The sequence below is a fragment of the Kiloniella laminariae DSM 19542 genome (genome assembly GCF_000374005.1).
In the GTDB taxonomy this organism is placed as follows: Bacteria; Pseudomonadota; Alphaproteobacteria; order Kiloniellales; family Kiloniellaceae; genus Kiloniella; species Kiloniella laminariae.
Genome location: NZ_KB893168.1, coordinates 79140 through 97569, shown reverse-complemented (window position 1 = coordinate 97569; position 18430 = coordinate 79140). Strand labels below are relative to the sequence as shown.

Genomic DNA, 18430 nt, shown 5'->3' with positions numbered 1-18430 from the left:
AGGAAAGATACTGATTTGTCAGGCACCGCCATTGCCAAAATGTTCTCCGATAATTTCTGCTTTTGTATCAAGGGAAACATCGAGAACGGTTTTGTTTGGACCGATCTGTTGCCAGGCTATTTTCCAGAAGAGTTCTTTTTCAAGACGTAAAATATCAACAAAAGACTGATAGTATTTTATATCATAATAAGCGGTTGCGGTTTGCTTTTGGTGATCACCGTAAGGGTTTTGCGCATTGCTTTCGCCATAATCCTTGAAAACAGCAACACCACAGGTCTTATCTTCCTTGTTCAGCAATCGAACGATAATCTGTGCTTTCGGTGTATCGGCGTTGCCCTTGGTGTTCAGGATCTGGACAGTATATTTTAAGATGCTATGAACTGTAGTAGGCATCATTTACCGATTTCCTTTTGCCGTTGTTTATCGTATTTGACGCTAAAAATATCAGACTGGTTTTTACTAACAGAAACGGGCACAGGATCGAACTGAAAAGCTTGTTCCTCTTTGCCAAATTTTCAATTGAAAACTGGAAGACCCTATCTGATAATACCTAGCATAAAATGATAATTTTCACCAGAGAGGGTGAAAAACTGGACCCATAATATTATTGACTCTGGGTGTAAAAAAAATCCGGTGTATCCAGCTTGGTTGGCTGGATTCAGAATTATTTTACGATTTCCGTTGATACTGTTACCCAGTTGCCAGAATAGCGAGATTGAATGACCAGTTTTCATGGCTATCTGAAAAGAGCAATATTGTCCTTTTTGGGTATTTTTCTGGCGCAAGAGCTTTGGGCTTCTGAGCAAAGCTTTCGTGTGTGTTACGAAGACAGAAGCCATCCACCCTTTGTGTTAGGTGGCGACGATCAGGTCCCGGAGAGAGAACCTGGTATCTTCCCTGAAATGATTTCTGCCTCTCTCGCTCCCCTGAATGTTTCTACCGATTTCATAAGGCGTCCCTGGAAACGTTGTCTGGCTTTGTTAAAAGACAATGAGGTTGATGCTGTCTTTCCCGCTATTTATCAGAAAGAACGTGAAGCCCTGGGGCAATATCCGTTAGATGTTGCAAAAGGAGAGGGAAATCCGGACATTGATCGCCGTTTACTGAGGGTTTCCTATATGCTTTTCGCTCGTGAGGACACCTTGCTCAAGTGGGACGGAAAAGCTTTTAATAATGTCGGGATGTCTATCGGAGCTCCCTTGGGTTATGTGGTCGTCAAGCGGCTCAGGGAAGATTTTGGGCTTGAAGCAAATACGGTGCATTCACCGGAAAAGGGTTTGTCACTAGTCGCGGAAAAACACCTTTCAGCCTATATCATAGAGCGAAATATTGGTCGAAAATTACTTGAAAAAATAGGCCGGAATGATGAGCTTGTCGAGCTTGAACCAGCATTTGCGGAATATGACTGGTACATGATGATCAGTCATAAATTCTATTCGGAGAATAAAGGTCTTTCCGAGAATATTTGGGATGAAATCGCCCGTTATCGACGGGACTTAATAGAAAGGAAATTTGAAATCCCTCTGAGTAATTGAGGGGACATTTGTAATGGGAAAACAAATTTTTTTCTCTATTAATATTAATCGAGTGTAATTCCGTATTTCCTTAATTTATCGGCAACTGTTGTATGGGAAACACCAAGAGCCTGTGCAAGCTTTCGGCTGCTTGGGTGAAGTGGATAAAGCTCTGTAAAGAGATGCTTTTCAAAATTTTCCAAAGCCAGTTTATAGCTGGTGCCAAGTTGTATGTGCGAGCCCTGTGAAAGAGAAGGCGGGGTGGGAATTTGTAATGGTAATTCCAGATCAACGGCTGATAGCTGTTCTTTTTCACAAAGAGACACTGCCCGGAACAGGGCATTTTCCATTTGCCTTATATTTCCAGGCCAGGAATAGGCACTAAGCTGGTCTATTAGCGACTGGGATAAAACGGGTGTCCGGCAGCCAATCTGACGGGAAGCTCGTTTGGTGAAGTGTCCGGCAAGCAGAGGAATATCTCCAGCTCGTTCACGTAAAGGCGGAAGGGTGATCGACAGGACATTGAGGCGATAATAGAGGTCCTCGCGGAAAGTCCCTTTTGTAACCATCTCTTCGAGATTGCGGTTGGTGGCACTGATGGTTCGGACATCAACCCTGATTTCTTTTGTGCCGCCGACCCGCATAAAACTGCCGTCCTGTAAAAACCGCAGCAGTTTGGCCTGCAGATAGGGGGTGAGTTCGCCGATCTCATCCAGAAGAACTGTTCCAGTGTGAGCGAGTTCCAGCAGTCCCGGCTTGCCGCCTTTTGTGGCAGAGGTAAAAGCGCCGGGGGCATAGCCGAACAGCTCACTTTCTGCCAGATTTTCTGGTAGCGCGGCACAGTTTAAGGCGAGAAAAGAGTTTTTATTTCGGAGACTGGATTCATGGCAGGCGCGGGCAAAAAGCTCTTTACCGGTTCCGGTTTCTCCCAGGATTAGTAGTGGGGCATCAACTTTGGAAAGCCGAACTGCTCGATCCTTGATATGGAGGAATGCGGGTGTTTCCCCCAGTATAGCCGAAAAATCTTTAACAGCTTGTTTTGTATCAAGTGCACTGAAGGTTCGTCCCAGTCTGGCCGGACGTTGAAAAACCAGTACGCTGCCAGATATCTGGGTATTCTGATTTTCTTGTGCTTTGATTGGTTCTGCATGCAAGAGAAAATTCTCGCCGCCCAGCTGCATTTCAATCTCGGCTATTTGAAAAGAAGATTTTTGCAGCAAATGGGCGAGTGGTTGTGAGAGAAGTTGGTCCAGTGGTCTGCCTCTCAGGTCCAGTTCTGTTTTATTGACAATTTTTTGCGCTGCGTCGTTCGCCTGGGTTATGTCGCCCTTTGTGTCAATGGCAATAACGGGGTCAGGCAAACTTGACAGGACTGCGTGTAATTGCAATCGGCGACGCTCTGTCGGCAGAAGGTCAATGGGCATGATCTGGTGCACACCAGGAACAGCGGTTATCGCCGCTGTTAATGCTGATGGTAATGATGACGGGGCTTGAGCCCGGTCAAGCGAGGGTAAGTCGATATAGATATGATTGGTTGTGACCTCAAGGTTACGCAAATCCAGGCCTTGGGCAACCAGGACTGAGAGAACCTCCTGGGTCATCCCCAAACGATTATCGGTTCTTATTTCAATTCTCATGTAAATATATCCTTACGTACGAATTAATTTACACCATATTGATCTTTGAAAATCAACAGATTTACTGCACTTTTAAGATCCAGGCTAAAATAAGTGTAAGAATAAATTTACATTAATTTGATTTGAATTTATGTATCTATTTGATTTTATTTGATAAAATACTTGGCACGCTTGTTGCTTTTGTGGGTGTTAAAGACATTTCACTCTGGGAGCCAAATTCAAATGACTGATCTTAAAGGCAAAAAAGGTTTCGCGACACGCGCCATTCACCACGGTTATAATCCGCTTGATCACCAAGGGGCGTTGAACCCGCCGGTTTATATGACCTCGACCTTTGCCTTTGATTCTGCCGCACAGGGTGGCCGTCGTTTTGCCGAGGAAGAGGCTGGCTACATCTATTCCCGTATTTCCAACCCGACCCTGGCTTTGCTGGAAGAGCGCATGGCCATTCTGGAGGGAGGAGAAGCTGCTCTTGTTACCTCTTCCGGGATGGGGGCCATTACCTCCGTTTTCTGGACCCTGGTGAAGCCCGGTGATGAAATCATTGTGGACCGTACCCTTTATGGCTGCACCTTCTCCTATTTCCGCCACGGACTTGAACGCTTCGGGGTGACGACACGTCATGTCGACCTGACTGATCCGGCAAAGCTTGAAGCTGCAATCAGTGACAAAACCCGGATTGTATATTTTGAAACCCCGGCCAATCCCAACATGCGGGTTGTGGATATTGCCGCGATTTCCGAGATTGCTCACAGTAAGTCAGCAACGGTAATCGTCGATAACACCTATTGCAGTCCTTATCTGCAACGTCCCATCGAACTCGGGGCTGATCTTGTGGTCCATTCTGCGACCAAATATCTTGGTGGCCATGGCGATCTGACAGCAGGAGCTGTTGTGGGAACCGCAGAAGCCATGCACGACATCAGACTGATTGGCCTCAAGGATATGACAGGTGCGGTGCTGTCCCCCCAGGATGCCCAGCTGATCCTGCGCGGGATCAAGACACTGAACCTGCGGATGGATAGACATTGTGCCAGTGCAATGACGGTTGCCAGTTATCTTGAATCTCACCCGCTGGTTAGCCGGGTTTTCTATCCTGGTCTGGAAAGCTTTGAGCAATATGATATTGCCCAAAAACAGATGGACAATTCTGGTGGGATGATTGCTTTTGAGCTCAACGGTGGTCTGGAGACGGGGCGTAAAATGATTGATGGTTGCCAGATGATCGTCCGGGCAGTCAGCCTGGGAGATGCGGAAACCCTGATCCAACACCCCGCCACAATGACTCATTCGACCTATACAGCCGAAGAACGCCAGGAATACGACATTACAGACAGTCTCGTACGGCTTTCTGTTGGTCTCGAAGAGGTCGAGGATATTCTTTCCGATCTCGAGTACGCGCTTGATGTGGCCGGAGGCGGAAGCAAGGTCAAAATGATGGCCCGTTCAGCTTGATTTAATAAGCGTTGTCATAATCCAACGAAAAGTAAAAAAACAGGGGCAGAATAATGCAGGCTGTATTGGCAGAGAATCAAACCATGTTCGAAAATGCGTGGGATGGGGAAAACGAACAGGTCTTGGCTCTTCAGCAAATCGAGAACAAAGTCCGCTGGCTTGCGAGTTGGATGATCCACAATGCCAATCACCTGCGAGAAAGCCGCGATGGTTTGAAAGTCGGCGGGCATCAGGCCAGCTGTGCCTCAATCACCACAATCATGACTGCCCTCTATATGCATGAACTGCGCGCACAGGATCGTGTGGCGGTAAAGCCCCATGCCAGCCCTGTGCTGCATGCCATTCAGTATCTGCTTGGTAATCAGACCCGGGAAAAGATGGAGAACTTTCGGGCCTTTGCCGGGGCCCAGTCCTATCCATCGCGAACTAAAGACGGAACTATGATCGATTTCTCGACCGGCTCGGTTGGACTGGGGGCGGCAATCACTAACTTTGCGGCGCTGACCCAGGATTATCTGCGGTACAAGGATATCATTCCTTCGGATGAGGTGCCGGGACGGATGGTTGCGCTGGTTGGGGATGCAGAACTGGATGAAGGCAACATCTATGAGGCCTTGCTTGATACCTGGAAGCATGACATCCGCAATATCTGGTGGATTATCGATTACAACCGTCAAAGCCTTGATGGCATGGTCAATGAAGACCTGTTTCGCATCATCGGACGTTTTTTCCGGGCGGCTGGCTGGAATGTCATCACTCTGAAATACGGCAAGTTACAAAGAACCGCTTTTAACCGTCCCGGCGGTAAGGCGCTACGTCGTTGGATCAATGCCTGTCCGAACGACATCTACTCTGCACTGACCTTCCAGGGAGCTGCTGCCTGGCGCAAACAGATCATACAGGATTTACCGGATGAATCTGATCTACACCAGCTGATAGCCAGTTATGCCGATGATGATCTGCAACGGTTGATGACCAATCTGGGCGGGCACTGCATGGAAACCTTGCTTGAAGCTTTCCAGTCAGTTCCTGATGACAAGCCGACAACCTTTGTTTGTTATACTGTCAAGGGTTATGGGCTACCCCTGCAGGGTCACAAGGATAATCATGCTGGCCTGATGAACTTGCCGCAATTTGCTGAATTCCAGAAAACCTGCGGTGTTGAATCCGGGCAGGAGTGGGATCATTTCGCCGGGCTGAAGGGGGATCTGGAGGCAATCAAACAGATTATTGAGGATGCTTCGCTTGTCAGTAATGGTTCCCGACATAAAGATGCCCGGAAAATAGCCCTGCCTGAAAAGATGCCCTTTACAGTCGCGGATAAAGCCTCAACCCAGGAAACCTTTGGTCGTATCCTCAATGATCTTGCTAAGGCTGGTGGTGATCTTGCCGACCGGATTGTCACCACCTCTCCGGATGTAACGGTTTCAACCAATCTGGGCGGCTGGGTCAATCAGCGCGGGTTATTCGGCCGCAAAGACAAAAAAGATGCCTTCCGGGCGAACAAGGTTCCCTCCATGCAGAAGTGGGACCGCCATCCCTCCGGGCAGCATGTTGAACTGGGGATCGCCGAGAATAACCTTTTTCTTAATCTGGCAGCACTCGGACTGTCCGGAAGTCTGTTTGGCGAGCGTCTTTTGCCGATTGGTACACTCTACGACCCCTTTATTTCGCGCGGTCTCGATGCTCTGAATTATGCCTGTTATCAGGATGCCCGCTTTATGCTGGTGGCTACGCCATCAGGGATTACGCTGGCACCAGAAGGGGGCGCTCATCAGTCGATCTCAACACCGATGATTGGCATGGGGCAACCGGGGCTCACCTCCTTTGAGCCAGCCTTTGCTGACGAAGTGGCCGAGATCATGGGCTGGAGCTTTGCCCATATGCAGGATGAGAGCAATGGTGGTTCGGTTTACCTCCGCCTTTCAACCCGACAGATAGAACAGCCGTCGCGTACACTCGACGAAGAAACCCGAAAAGGGATCGTCAGCGGCGGTTACTGGCTGGTTCCTCCGGCAAAAGGATCAAGCAAAGCACTGGTCTATACAGGGGCTCTGGCTCCTGAAGCTTTAAAGGCTTTTGATGCTCTGAAGACTGATTTCCCCGAAATGGGGCTGCTTTCGGTGACCTCGACCGATCGTCTTTATAATGAATGGCAGGATCTTGAACGCTTGCGTTTAAAAGGCGAAGACAATGGTCAAATGGCGCATGTTGAAAACCTGCTCGAGCCTTTGGCGTCAAATGCGCGTCTGGTTACAGTTATCGATGGTCATCCCGCAGCTCTGGCCTGGATGGGGGGCGTAAGAGGCCATGCCGTCGCACCCTTGGGGATCAATTCTTTTGGGCAGTGTGGAGATTTGATCGACCTGTTCGATCATTATCAGATTGATGATAACTGGATTAGCAAAGCAGCGCGTCGTCACTAACCCGACACAATTGCTTGCTAGGAAAATGAAAAGCCCGCGAATATGGCTGAGAAACAAGAGAGAAGTCTATGTCATTGAATGATTGCAGGGGTGTCCCCGTTTCCTATGGAAATCGGGATGCGATTAAAGCTTTGGAAGAGGCACATCTCTGTACCATGACATTCTTTGGTGATCCGATCACCATGATCAACCGGACGCTTGAAGAACACCCTGATTTCATCATGGGACACTGCTTTAAGGCGGCCTGGCTGACCCAGACTCTGGAAACAAGAATTTATCGCCGAATGTTGTCTGCTCTTGAAAAAGCCGAAGCGCTCTGGGACAAGGCAAATGAACGGGAACGCGGCCATATCAAAGCTGTACGAGCCTGGGTTGATGGTGATTTTTTTGCTGCTGTTCAACACTGGGAAGCTGTCTTAACCTGCTATCCTCTTGATCTCCTTGCACTGCAGATGATTCACCTTGCTGATGTCCTGTTGGGTGATGTGGTTGGGCAACGCGACTGTGTTGCCCGGGTCTTTGCCCTCTGGGATGAGGACATGCCAGGTTACGAATTTGTGCTTGGTTTCTATTCTTTTGGCCTGGAAGAAAACAGCGACTATCTCCAGGCAGAAGAGATGGGACGTATGTCACTGGCGATCCGCCCTGACAATCCCTACGCGGTTCATTCGGTTTCCCATGTTATGGAAATGCAGGGCCGTCAGGCGGGCGGGATAAGCTTTATGAGAGAACGCGCGCCAAGCTGGTCGCGCAGCCACTTTGCCAACCATCTCTGGTGGCATCTGTCCTTGTTTCATCTGGATGTAGGGCAGGTTGATCGTGTCCTTGATATTTATGATAACAATCTGCGGACCCAGAACCAGACAGCCGACAAGTACGAAGAGCTGGATGCTGCGGCTCTGTTATGGCGGCTTAAGCTTCTTGGGATCGATGTTGGGGACCGCTGGACTTCCCTTGCTGATAAATGGGAGCCCAGTGCGGAAGATACGCTTTATGCCTTCAATGATGTTCATGCCATGATGACCTTTGTGTCTGATGGGCGGACAGAGGCTGCACAGCGGCTGCTCAATGCCAATGAACGTTATATCGGCCATGCAACAGATGCCAACGTGGCGATGAGCCGGGAAATCGGTCTACCATTCTGTCTGGCTCTGCAAGACTTTGAACGGGAAGACTATGGCAGTTGTGTTGATCGGCTTTTGGCTGTTCGTTACATGACGCACCGTCTTGGCGGCAGCCATGCCCAGCGCGATATAATCGGCTGGACCTTGCTGGAGGCAGCTCTTCGGGCAAAACGTTTTGACCTGGCCCTTGCCCTGGCAAACGAACGTTGTGCTTTGAAAAACACTTCAGTGCAAAACTGGAGTTATGTGGCCCGCGCTCACAAAGGGTTGGGGCATGTAAACCGGGCCGCCCGCGCTGACGCTCGGGCGCTCTCGCTGACAACCGGATAGATTTTCTAAAATCAGATATAAAAGATAAAGACCAGTTTTGACAGCTGGTCTTTATCTTTTTGTGGATCTTTTCTCTTCCAAAACGAGTTATCGCTTGGCCTTTGCCAGACTGGTTTCAACCAGCCGAGTAATCTCATTCCATTTTTTTTCTGTGACCATATTTTTGGGCGCCAGCCAGCTTCCTCCAACACAGATTACGTTTGGCTGGGAGAGGAAGTTGTTCAGGTTCTCTAGAGATACACCGCCCGTCGGACAAAAACGAACATCAGCAATAGGTGCATGCAGGGATTTCAGCATATCAATACCACCGACTACTGTGGCAGGGAAAAGCTTCTGTATCTTGAACCCCTGTTCTCGCAAAGACAGGACTTCAGAAGGGGTTGCAGCTGCCGGAACATAAGGCAAGTCAGCATCGATGGCTGCCTGGCTAAGGCGTTCCGTTGTTCCCGGGCTTAAGGCATAGCTTGCTCCAGCACTTTTTACCTGTGCAAATTGAGCTTGCTCCAACAGAGTTCCTGCACCCAGGGCCAGCTCAGGTAAAGCCGTGGCAATCTTCTCAATCGCTGAAAGTGCAGCCTGGCTGCGCAAGGTCACTTCAATGGCTGTGCAGCCTCCGGCGAAAAGAGCTTTGGCAAGTGCAACAGCTTCTTCCGAGCTTTCGATGACCAGAACAGGCAGAATAACCGCTTTTTCCAGTGTTTGCGTGAGGTAACTGTGATGGGCATCATTGGTCATTATAGGCTTGCCTGCTGGTTTTGTTAGAGTGCCGGAGCAATAATCGGGACAATGGCGCCTTGCTGGGCGATAACCTGTCGGGCGATTTCTCCGGCAATCGTAATAGAATTCTCAAGGGATTTCCCGCTGAGCCTAGCCCAGAGATACCCGGCGTTAAAGCTGTCACCTGCGGCTGTCGTATCCTTGACCACCTTCGCGGCCTCAACTGGAAAGACCTGAACTTCCCCGTCAGAATAAGAGGTGACGCTGTCCGATCCATTTTTCAGAATAATCTCGTCCACACCCAGCTTTGAAATCCGTTGGATTGACTGGTTTGTATCTTCCTGATCGAAAAGAAGTTTTTCATCATCATAGGAAGGCAAAGCCAGATCACAGAGGCTATAGGCCTGGTTCAATACATATTTTGCTTCATCTCTGTCCTGCCAGAGTCTGGGACGATAGTTGCTGTCAAAAGCTACTTTTCCACCCTTCGACCGGAAATCACGGCAAAGCTGAAATAGCTCTTCCCTCCCTTCAGGGTAGAGAATAGCCAGGGTAATGCCAGAAAAACATAACCAGTCTTTTGTCATCAATCCGGCTTTGAGCTGTTCGGTAAAGGCCGTTTGGAAGAGCTGCCGAGCAGGGGCTTGAGATCGCCAGTAAAGGAAACTTCGTTCGCCATGATCATCGGTCTGGATCATATAAAGCCCGGGAACAGCACCAGATATTTTTTCGATAAGATCTGTCTGGACACCTGCCGTCGCGAAGGTTGTGATCATCTCGTCACTAAGGCTGTCATCACCAAGAGCAGTGATATAGCTGACCCCTATTGCCCCCTGAGAACATTGCGCCAGATAATAAGCGGTGTTGTAGGTATCACCACCAAAGCGCTTTTTGAACAATTCGTCTTGTGAGGCAGAGGCTTCGGCGCGAAAAAGCTCGACCATACATTCGCCGATAATACCGATTGAGGTCATGCGGGCGGGTTCCTTGTTCAATTCAGCTTGCCTTGTTGACTCCAGGCGAGAATTTTATTGTATAACATGTTGTTAGAAATTGATTTTACTGCTTGACGTTAACCGTTTTGTCTCATTGTTCAAGATCTGTTGAACAGTACAGTCAAGGATTATTCAAATGATGGAGCGGTGGCAAAGATAGGCTAGTGGGAATGTCTGGGCAAGCCCTTGTTGTCGATAATGCGCAGATGCAGGGTGGCAGGCTCAAGGCAGGCTCCAGTGGAAAGTTGCCCGACCATGGACCGATATATATCCTGCCAGGGAGTCTGGTTATCTAGCTCGGGTAGCACCAGTTCTGACTGTCTTTTTGCCAGTTCTTCATCACTGATCATCATGTCGACCTTGCGGTCATTCAGATCCACACGGATCCGGTCGCCATTTTTAAGCAGGGCGAGCCCGCCTCCAACAGCGGCTTCAGGTGAAGCATTGAGGATGGAGGGGCTACCTGATGTTCCGCTCTGTCGTCCATCACCGGCACAAGGGAGAGAGGTGATACCTTGTTTGACCAGACTGTCCGGCGGCAACATGTTGACCACCTCGGCAGAGCCGGGATATCCCACCGGGCCGCAGTTCCTGATGAAAAGAATGGAGTTGGCGGTTACGCCAAGATCGGGATCATTGATCCTGTGATGGTAATCTTCGGAGCCTTCAAAAACGATGGCATCGCCAAAAAACACGTTTGGATGTTCGGGATCTTCGAGATACCGTTTGCGAAAGGCCCCGTCGATTGCTGAGGTCTTCATGACAGCGTTTTCAAACAGGTTTCCTCTAAGCACCATAAGGCCAGCGGATTGCAGTAAGGGAGTATCAGCTGTGCGAATGACTTCACGATCATGTGTGAAGGCACTTCGGCAGTTATCGCCAATGGTGTGGCCATTCACTGTCATTTGTGTTTCATGAATCAGGCCAGCTGAAATCAATTCGGCGAGGACTGCTGGAACACCACCAGCTTTATGGAAACCTTCACCAAGAAAACGGCCGACGGGCTGACAGTCTACGATCATCGGTACGTTGTAGCCGACCCTCTGCCAGTCCTCCATATCAAGCTCAACCCCCATATGACGGGCTATGGCAATGAGATGGGGCGGACAGTTGGTCGAAGCACCAAGGGATGATGCCAGGACAATGGCGTTTTCAAAAGCTTCTTTGGTCATGATTTCGGAGGGAGTTAGATCCTCCCAGACCATTTCGACGATGCGTTTCCCGGTGTGATAGGATATCTGGCCTCGCTCCCGATAAGGTGCCGGAATGGACGCACAGCCGGGCAGGGACATACCCAGTGCTTCGGCGAGGCAATTCATGGATAATGCCGTGCCCATAGTGTTGCAATGTCCTATTGACGGGGCAGAGGCTGCCGCCAGGTCCATAAAACCTTCGTAGTCCAGTTCACCTGCAGCCAGTTGCTGGCGGGCTTCCCAGATGATGCTTCCGGAACCAACAGTGCGGCCTTTGTGGTAGCCATCGAGCATTGGGCCACCAGACAGGACGATTGCGGGCATGTTCACAGTCGCTGCCGCCATAAGGCAGGCGGGGGTCGTCTTGTCGCATCCTGTCGTCAGAACCACGCCATCCAGAGGATAACCATGGAGAACCTCTACCAGCCCAAGATAGGCAAGGTTACGGTCCAGAGCCGCCGTTGGGCGCTTTCCGGTTTCCTGAATTGGGTGAACCGGAAATTCCAGCGGAATTCCCCCGGCGTCGCGAATACCTTCTTTAACCCGGGTCGCCAGATCCTGGAGATGACGGTTACAGGGGGTCAGATCTGATCCGGTCTGGGCGATACCGATAATAGGTTTGCCTGATTGCAGTTCTTCACGGGTCAGGCCGAAGTTGAGGTAGCGTTCGAGATAAAGCGCAGACATGCCAGGATCATCAACATCATCAAACCATTTTTTGCTACGGAGTTGTTCTTTGGTGATCGGGCTACGGGTCATGTCATACTCTATTTTCTGGGGCGGATCTTATTGTAGCAGGCAGATTATCAGGCTTAACTGTCGGCTATCCGGTTACGGCCAATCAAGGGATACTGTTCAACCTCCAGCACCGTACCGGTAACAGGTACTGACTTGTCCGAAAGCCAGAAGACGGCGTGTTGCGCAACCTGTTCGGGCAAGAGAATCATTCCCGTTGGTGCAGAAAGCGGGGAAAGGTCATCTAGCCAGTTTTCCGGGCGGCCTTCGGCCAGTTGCAGCTTGTGCTCGTTTTCAGTGTAGGTCCAGCCGACATTCAACTGGTTAACGCGAATTTTTTCTGGACCAAAGGCATCGCCAAGATTCCGGGTCATCGTCTGGAGCCCGCCCTTGGAAACTGAATAGATCAGCAGATCCGGTTGACCACAGTGTGCATTGATTGAACCGATATTGACGATACTACCGCTGCCCAGCTTACGGAAATTTTCCATGCAGGCCTGGATCATGAGCATCGGGGCGCGCAGGTTGATCGCCATGACCTGTTCAAAGGCCTCTGCTGTCAAACTGTCGATGTTGTGTCGGGGAGAGATCCCGGCATTGTTGATCAGACCGTCAATCCTGCCAAAATGACGAATGGCCGCTGCACATAGCTGAACCGGAAACTCCGGATTGGCGATATCACCAGCCAGCCCGCCAACCCGCTCCTGCCCATACAGGCTGCCCAGTTCTGTGATTGCTGCTTCAACCAGCTGTTCCCGCAAGCCATGCAGGAAAACGGATGCGCCTTCCTTGAGAGCTTCCTCTGCAATCTTTCGCCCAATGCCGCTGCTTGAGCCTGTTATCAATATATTTTTGTTTTCCAATATCATGTCAGATTTTTCTAATCTAAATAATTGACTAGGGTTTCCGGAAGACCTGCGATGTCGAGGTTAAGTTTGAACAAAGCCCCGGCGTCCGGATTACGGGATATTTCCTCTGGTGTCAGCCTTGTTGAAGCTGAGGTGATATAGAGTGTTTTGAGGTCTTTCCCGCCGAAACAAAGCGAGGTCGGGCGTTGAACAGGCAAGGTGATCTTGCGATCAATTGTGCCATCGGGAAGGTATCTGGTGATTGCCCAGCCATCCCACTGGGCATTCCACAAACAGCCTTCACTATCGATAGTCATACCATCGGGATACCCATCTGTTTCTGACAGCTGGACAAAAACTTCAGGCAGGCTGCTGATGCCATAATCCTGATCATAGCTTGCAGTCATTATTTTCCGGGATGGAGAATCAGCAAAATATATCCGGTCTCCGGCAGGGCTAAAGGCGGGGCCGTTGAAAACGGTAAAATGTCCTTTCTGTTGAACGATCTGTCCCTGCGAATATCGCCAGCAACCGGCAAGGGCTGATGTTTCTTTAAGGTGCTTGGCTCCAAAAAAGAAATTGCCATAACGATCTGCTTTGCCGTCATTCATCAGGCAGGCATCACCGGACAGGCTTGGGGCAAGTGCCGTGACAATTCCGGTTTCCATATTGATCAGGGATATGCCCTGGCCGAGGGCTGCGATCAACTCGCCGCTATCAGACAGAGCTATGCTCCCGGCAGGTGCTGGCAGATCAAGACTGTCGGTAACAGGCTGGTTTCCAGTTCCATCCTGTTTCTGGCGGAATAGCCTGGCGTTTTCTATGTCCAGCCAATAGAGGCAGCTGTTGCCTGGATCCCAAAGAGGGGACTCGCCCAGCAGAGCCGGGCCTTCCCAGATTGTCTCAACAGCGATGGTTTGCATGATTCTATGCCTATATCCGCAGTTCGCTTTTGGGGTCAAACAGGCTGGCTTTGCCCATATCGACCATAAAGGCCATGGTTTCCCCGGGATTGGAGGTATTGTAGGGATTAACCCTGGCAATAACTTCCCGCCCGCCCAGCTCGATATAGGTTAGCGTATCTGCCCCGGTTGGTTCCAGTACTTCCACCTGACAATCGAATGGTTGAAGCCTTTTGTTCTGGGACATTTCCGCATCTGAACGATGGGTAAGGGTTTCCGGACGAATGCCGAGGATAACCTCGCGCCCAACCCATTCGCCAATGTCCTGTAAATCATCGGGAAGGGCAAGGAAAACAGAACTGCGCTCTCCATTGGCGGTTCGCTCAATAGAAACACCAAGCTGGTTATCTTCACTGACAACAGTTGCCGGAATAAAATTCATGGCTGGCGAGCCGACAAAGCCTGCAACATACATGTTTGCCGGACGTTCATAGACTTCCTGAGGACTGGCAAACTGCTGGATTTCACCTTCACGCAGAATGGCGATCCGGCTGGCCAGGGTCATGGCCTCGATCTGGTCATGGGTGACATAGACCATGGTTGTGCCCAGGCGTTGGTGCAGTTTTTTGATCTCTGTCCGCATCTCGACCCGCAATTTGGCATCTAGGTTGGAAAGCGGTTCATCGAACAGAAAGATTTCTGGCTTGCGCACCAAGGCCCGGCCCATCGCCACACGCTGTCGCTGTCCACCGGAAAGCTGTGCTGGCTTGCGATCTCTCAAGTGATCGATCTGCAGCATGCGAACGGCTTCATCAACCCGCTTTTCCCGGTCTGCTTTTGTAACCTTGCGCATCTCCAGACCAAAACCGATGTTCCGTTCAACGGTCATGTTTGGATAGAGCGCGTAGCTCTGAAATACCATGGCAATGTCACGGTCTTTGGGGTGAACGTCGTTGACCACCTTGCTGTTGATCAGGATTTCACCATCCGTGATGGTATCAAGCCCGGCAATCATGTTCAGCAGGGTAGACTTTCCACAGCCGGAAGGGCCGAGAAGGACAAGAAATTCGCCGTTTTCCAGCTCCAGATCGATGCCTTTGAGAACATCGACAGCACCGTAGGATTTCTTGACGTTTTGAATGGTCAGGGTTGCCATGAGAGTTTTCTCCTTACCCTTTGACTGAACCAGCGGTCAAACCACGAACGAAATAGCGTCCGGCCAGAACATAGACGGCCAGTGTCGGGGCTGCCGTAATCAGGGCTGCCGCCATATCGACGTTGTAGCGTTTGACACCGGTTGTGGTGTTAACAAGATTATTAAGCGCAACGGTAACAGGCTGTCCGCCGCCTGTGGTAAAGGAGGCGCCAAACAGGAAGTCATTCCAGATCTGGGTAAACTGCCAGATAATTGTCACCACAATAATTGGCGGGGAAAGGGGTAACAAAATGCGCCAGAATATGGTGAAGAAACCGGCACCATCAATAGTCGCCGCCTTGATCAGGTCATCGGGAATACTGACGTAGTAGTTTCTGAAGAACAGCACGGTAAAGGGCAATCCGTAAACGATGTGAACCAGAACCAGACCGGGGACTGTGTTTGCCAGCCCAAGGAACCCCAGAGACTGTGCCATGGGCAGTAACACCACCTGGAAGGGGATGAAGCAGCCAAACAGAATCATGGCAAAAACCATGTTGGCACCAGGAAACTTGAATTTGGTCAGGGCATAGCCCGTCAAGGCCCCAAGAACTGTTGAAATGAGGACCGCAGGGATGGTCATCATGACCGAATTCCAGAAATAGGGTTTAAGTCCGGTGCAGGTGACGCCGATGCAGGCCTCGCTCCAGGCATAACGCCAGGATTCCAGATTTATTTCTGCGGGCAGAGACAGCAGAGTACCGTTTCTGATTTCGTCCAGATCCTTGAAGGAAGTAGAGAGAACGACAATCAGCGGCAGGATATAATAAACCCCGAAACTAAGTAGCAGAAAGTAGAGACCAAAGCGGCCGGCGCTGCGCCAGGGGCTGTTGCCGCCAGGCAGGGAAGCAATATCAGCCATGTTTGCGCTCCCTCAGTTCTGAATAGAGATAGGGGATGACAATCGCCATTACAGTCGCCAGCATCATCATGGCAGAGGCTGCACCAAGACCGATTTGATTGCGGCGGAAGGTCATTTCATACATGAAGTTTGCTGGCATGATCGAACTGTTTCCCGGCCCACCACCAGTCAGTGCGACGACCAGATCAAAACTCTTTACAGCCATGTGGGCCAAAATAAAGAAGCTACTGAGGAAGACGGGGCGCAGGGTCGGCAGAATAATTACAAGATAAATGCGCGAAAGTGAGGCTCCGTCCAGATAGGCGGCCTTGATGATTTCGCTATCAACACCCCGAAGAGCAGCAAGAAACAGAGCCATGACAAATCCGGAGGATTGCCAGACAGCTGCAATGACAAGCGTGTAGATCGCCATGTCGCTGTTGATCAGCCAGTCAAAGGAAAAGCTCTCCCAGCCCCAGGAATGAAACATTTTTTCAAGCCCCAGGCCCGGGTTAAGGATCCACTTCCAGGCAGTCCCCGTGATAATAAAAGAGATTGCCATAGGATAGAGATATACTGTCCGCAACAGTCCTTCTGCACGTACCCTTTGGTCCAGAGCGACAGCAAGCAGGCAACCAAGTACAATGGCGATCAGGATAAAGAGGCCACCAAAAACCAGTAGGTTTTCCATGGCAACATGCCAGGTGGACATTTTCCAGAGCCGGACATACTGGTAGACGCCTTCAAAGGAATAGGTCGGCAGCATCTTGGACTTGGTAAAGGAGACATATCCTGTCCAGGCTATAAAGCCGTAAACAAAGAATATGATCAGCGCAAAAGTTGGAGCAACAACCAGTTTTGCAACATTCCAGCGCAACCAGTCCGAAAGCGGCCGTTTTGCAGGTAGGGATTGTTCAGTCATGGGGTTTGTTTTCATTTCCAGAATATCCACTCATAACCCTAGTGAAATATTCAATATCTCAGGAACAGCGTTCACAGAAAATTTTGTAAACTGTGAAAAATGTTCTGTGCAGCTTTGGTCCTGTTCTGTCAGGAAGCAGAATAACCGAGAGGCGGTATAAAGATGAGATTATACCGCCTCTGGTCCGACAAGCTTATTCAGCGAGTTCAATGGCTTCAGCAAGTCGCTCTACGGCAGCTTCGGATGTCATGTCTGAGTTGAAATGCTCAGTTACCACATCAAGTACCGCCCCGCGAATAGCACCTGCAGCAGCAATTTCATGGGCAACTGAGCCAACAAGCTCGCCGCTTTCTGATGAAGCTTGCAGATCAATCATGGATTTGACCGCACACTCGTCAAACTTGTCAGTGGCAACACCCATGCGAGCAGGAATGGAACCTTTGTAGAGGTTGAAGGTTTCCTGAAATTTCTCTCCCAGGATCAGACGGGCAAGAAGTTCCTGGCCAGCATTGTCATCTGCACTGGTTACCTTGAACATGGCAAAACTGTCAGAGTTCAGGATGTAACCGCCATTTGATGGAGTTGAAAGACAAAGGAAGTCAACGCCAGGTTTTTTGCCCGCAGCAACAAATTCGCCCTTTGCCCAGTCTCCCATGATCTGCATGGCAGCTTCCCCGCGCATAACCATTCCGGTTGCAAGGTTCCAGTCACGACCCGGGAAATCGGCATCAACGTAGCCGCGCATTTTGCGCATCTGGTCAAACACTTTTTTCATGGTGTCAGATTTCAGGGTCTCAGGATCTTTTTCAACAAAGGCTTTATTAAAGAATTCTGCCCCGCCAAGACCAAGAGCGACTGTTTCAAAAATTGTCGCGTCCTGCCACGGCTGTCCGCCATGTGCGAGAGGGGTGATGCCAGCAGCCAGCAATTTATCTGCAATGGCGTTGAATTCGTCCCATGTACGCGGCGGCTCTGCATCTACTTTTGCCAAAACTTCCGGGTTAGCCCAGATCCAGTCAACCCGGTGAATGTTCACCGGAACAGCAACATATTTGCCGTCGTACTTGACAATATCCTGCAGCAGGGGAGGAAGGACGTTGTCCCATCCTTCTGCTGCTCCGACAGCATTCAGGTCACCCAATGCGCCAGTTGCAGCCCACTCGTGAATGTTTGGTCCCTTAATCTGGACAGCCGCAGGCGGGTTGCCAGAGAGAACACGAGAACGCAGTACAGCTGCCTGGGCATCTCCACCGCCACCGGCGACAGGTGCATCGATCCACTTGCCACCGTTCGCTTCAAAGTCCTCTTTCAAAGCCTGTACGGCCTTGGCTTCACCGCCTGAAGTCCAGTAATGCAGAACTTCAGCCTGTGGCTGAGCATGAGCTGTTACAGCGGCAAACATCAGAGTGCTTACAAGTGCTGTCGTCACCGTTAATTTATGTGTCAATATTTTCATCCCGATTTCCTCCCCGAGCTTTTGTTGACAAAGAACCGATCTACGTCCCATAGATTATTGTTAGCTGTTCAGGCCGTATCGGTTTCGATAGTTATAGTTAAACCCCGGGAGGGTCAGTTAAGCGATCTTTTTAGGGTAAC

The 18430-nt window shown here is 50.2% G+C and carries 15 protein-coding genes; 4 read left to right on the top strand and 11 right to left on the bottom strand.

The annotated features are described in order from the left end of the window. Positions 1-18: 18 nt before the first annotated feature. A complete protein-coding gene (locus tag B152_RS0118305; protein WP_020593895.1) occupies positions 19-396 on the bottom strand; it encodes a hypothetical protein in 378 nt (125 codons plus the stop codon). Positions 397-719: 323 nt separating this feature from the next. Between B152_RS0118305 and B152_RS0118300 the strand changes: the two genes are divergently transcribed. Then, the gene (locus B152_RS0118300) at positions 720-1535 is read left to right on the top strand and encodes a type 2 periplasmic-binding domain-containing protein (RefSeq protein WP_020593894.1); all 816 of its coding nucleotides are present in this window, start codon (positions 720-722) and stop codon (positions 1533-1535) included. 44 nt (positions 1536-1579) lie between these two features. Here the strand turns inward: B152_RS0118300 and B152_RS0118295 are convergent, their stop codons facing one another. Continuing rightward, positions 1580-3151, bottom strand: a complete 1572-nt coding sequence (locus B152_RS0118295) for a sigma 54-interacting transcriptional regulator (RefSeq protein WP_020593893.1) — start codon at positions 3149-3151, stop codon at positions 1580-1582. Positions 3152-3373: 222 nt separating this feature from the next. Here B152_RS0118295 and B152_RS0118290 point away from each other — a divergent pair, with 222 nt between their 5' ends. The 3 genes from B152_RS0118290 to B152_RS0118280 all read left to right on the top strand — a co-directional run bounded on the left by B152_RS0118290 (position 3374) and on the right by B152_RS0118280 (position 8486). Continuing rightward, the gene (locus tag B152_RS0118290; protein WP_020593892.1) at positions 3374-4606 is read left to right on the top strand and encodes a methionine gamma-lyase; all 1233 of its coding nucleotides are present in this window, start codon (positions 3374-3376) and stop codon (positions 4604-4606) included. Between the two features lie 83 nt (positions 4607-4689). After that, positions 4690-7032: a transketolase gene (locus tag B152_RS0118285; protein WP_033406942.1), complete on the top strand. Its 2343-nt coding sequence runs from the start codon at positions 4690-4692 to the stop codon at positions 7030-7032. 68 nt (positions 7033-7100) lie between these two features. Beyond that, a complete protein-coding gene (locus tag B152_RS0118280) occupies positions 7101-8486 on the top strand; it encodes a tetratricopeptide repeat protein (protein ID WP_020593890.1) in 1386 nt (461 codons plus the stop codon). 87 nt (positions 8487-8573) lie between these two features. Here B152_RS0118280 and eda read toward each other — a convergent pair whose 3' ends face one another. From eda to B152_RS0118235, 9 genes are all read right to left on the bottom strand, one after another. Next, a complete protein-coding gene (eda, locus tag B152_RS0118275) occupies positions 8574-9221 on the bottom strand; it encodes a bifunctional 4-hydroxy-2-oxoglutarate aldolase/2-dehydro-3-deoxy-phosphogluconate aldolase (RefSeq protein WP_020593889.1) in 648 nt (215 codons plus the stop codon). A gap of 23 nt (positions 9222-9244) precedes the next feature. Further along, positions 9245-10177: a sugar kinase gene (locus tag B152_RS0118270; protein WP_020593888.1), complete on the bottom strand. Its 933-nt coding sequence runs from the start codon at positions 10175-10177 to the stop codon at positions 9245-9247. Between the two features lie 182 nt (positions 10178-10359). Continuing rightward, positions 10360-12150 carry an IlvD/Edd family dehydratase gene (locus tag B152_RS0118265; protein WP_020593887.1) on the bottom strand — a complete coding sequence of 597 codons (1791 nt, stop codon included), beginning with the start codon at positions 12148-12150 and terminating at the stop codon, positions 10360-10362. A 53-nt stretch (positions 12151-12203) separates the two neighbouring features. Then, positions 12204-12995: an SDR family NAD(P)-dependent oxidoreductase gene (locus B152_RS0118260; RefSeq protein WP_020593886.1), complete on the bottom strand. Its 792-nt coding sequence runs from the start codon at positions 12993-12995 to the stop codon at positions 12204-12206. 11 nt (positions 12996-13006) lie between these two features. After that, a complete protein-coding gene (locus tag B152_RS0118255; RefSeq protein WP_020593885.1) occupies positions 13007-13897 on the bottom strand; it encodes an SMP-30/gluconolactonase/LRE family protein in 891 nt (296 codons plus the stop codon). Between the two features lie 10 nt (positions 13898-13907). Then, positions 13908-15032, bottom strand: a complete 1125-nt coding sequence (locus B152_RS0118250) for an ABC transporter ATP-binding protein (RefSeq protein ID WP_020593884.1) — start codon at positions 15030-15032, stop codon at positions 13908-13910. A gap of 13 nt (positions 15033-15045) precedes the next feature. Next, positions 15046-15933, bottom strand: coding sequence for a carbohydrate ABC transporter permease (locus tag B152_RS0118245; protein WP_020593883.1), 888 nt, complete (start codon positions 15931-15933; stop codon positions 15046-15048). Further along, positions 15926-16834: a carbohydrate ABC transporter permease gene (locus B152_RS0118240; RefSeq protein WP_026261696.1), complete on the bottom strand. Its 909-nt coding sequence runs from the start codon at positions 16832-16834 to the stop codon at positions 15926-15928. Before B152_RS0118240 ends, B152_RS0118245 begins: the two co-directional genes overlap by 8 nt. A gap of 193 nt (positions 16835-17027) precedes the next feature. Then, complete coding sequence (locus tag B152_RS0118235; RefSeq protein ID WP_020593881.1) at positions 17028-18290, bottom strand: ABC transporter substrate-binding protein; 1263 nt, start codon at positions 18288-18290, stop codon at positions 17028-17030. Positions 18291-18430: the final 140 nt, after the last annotated feature.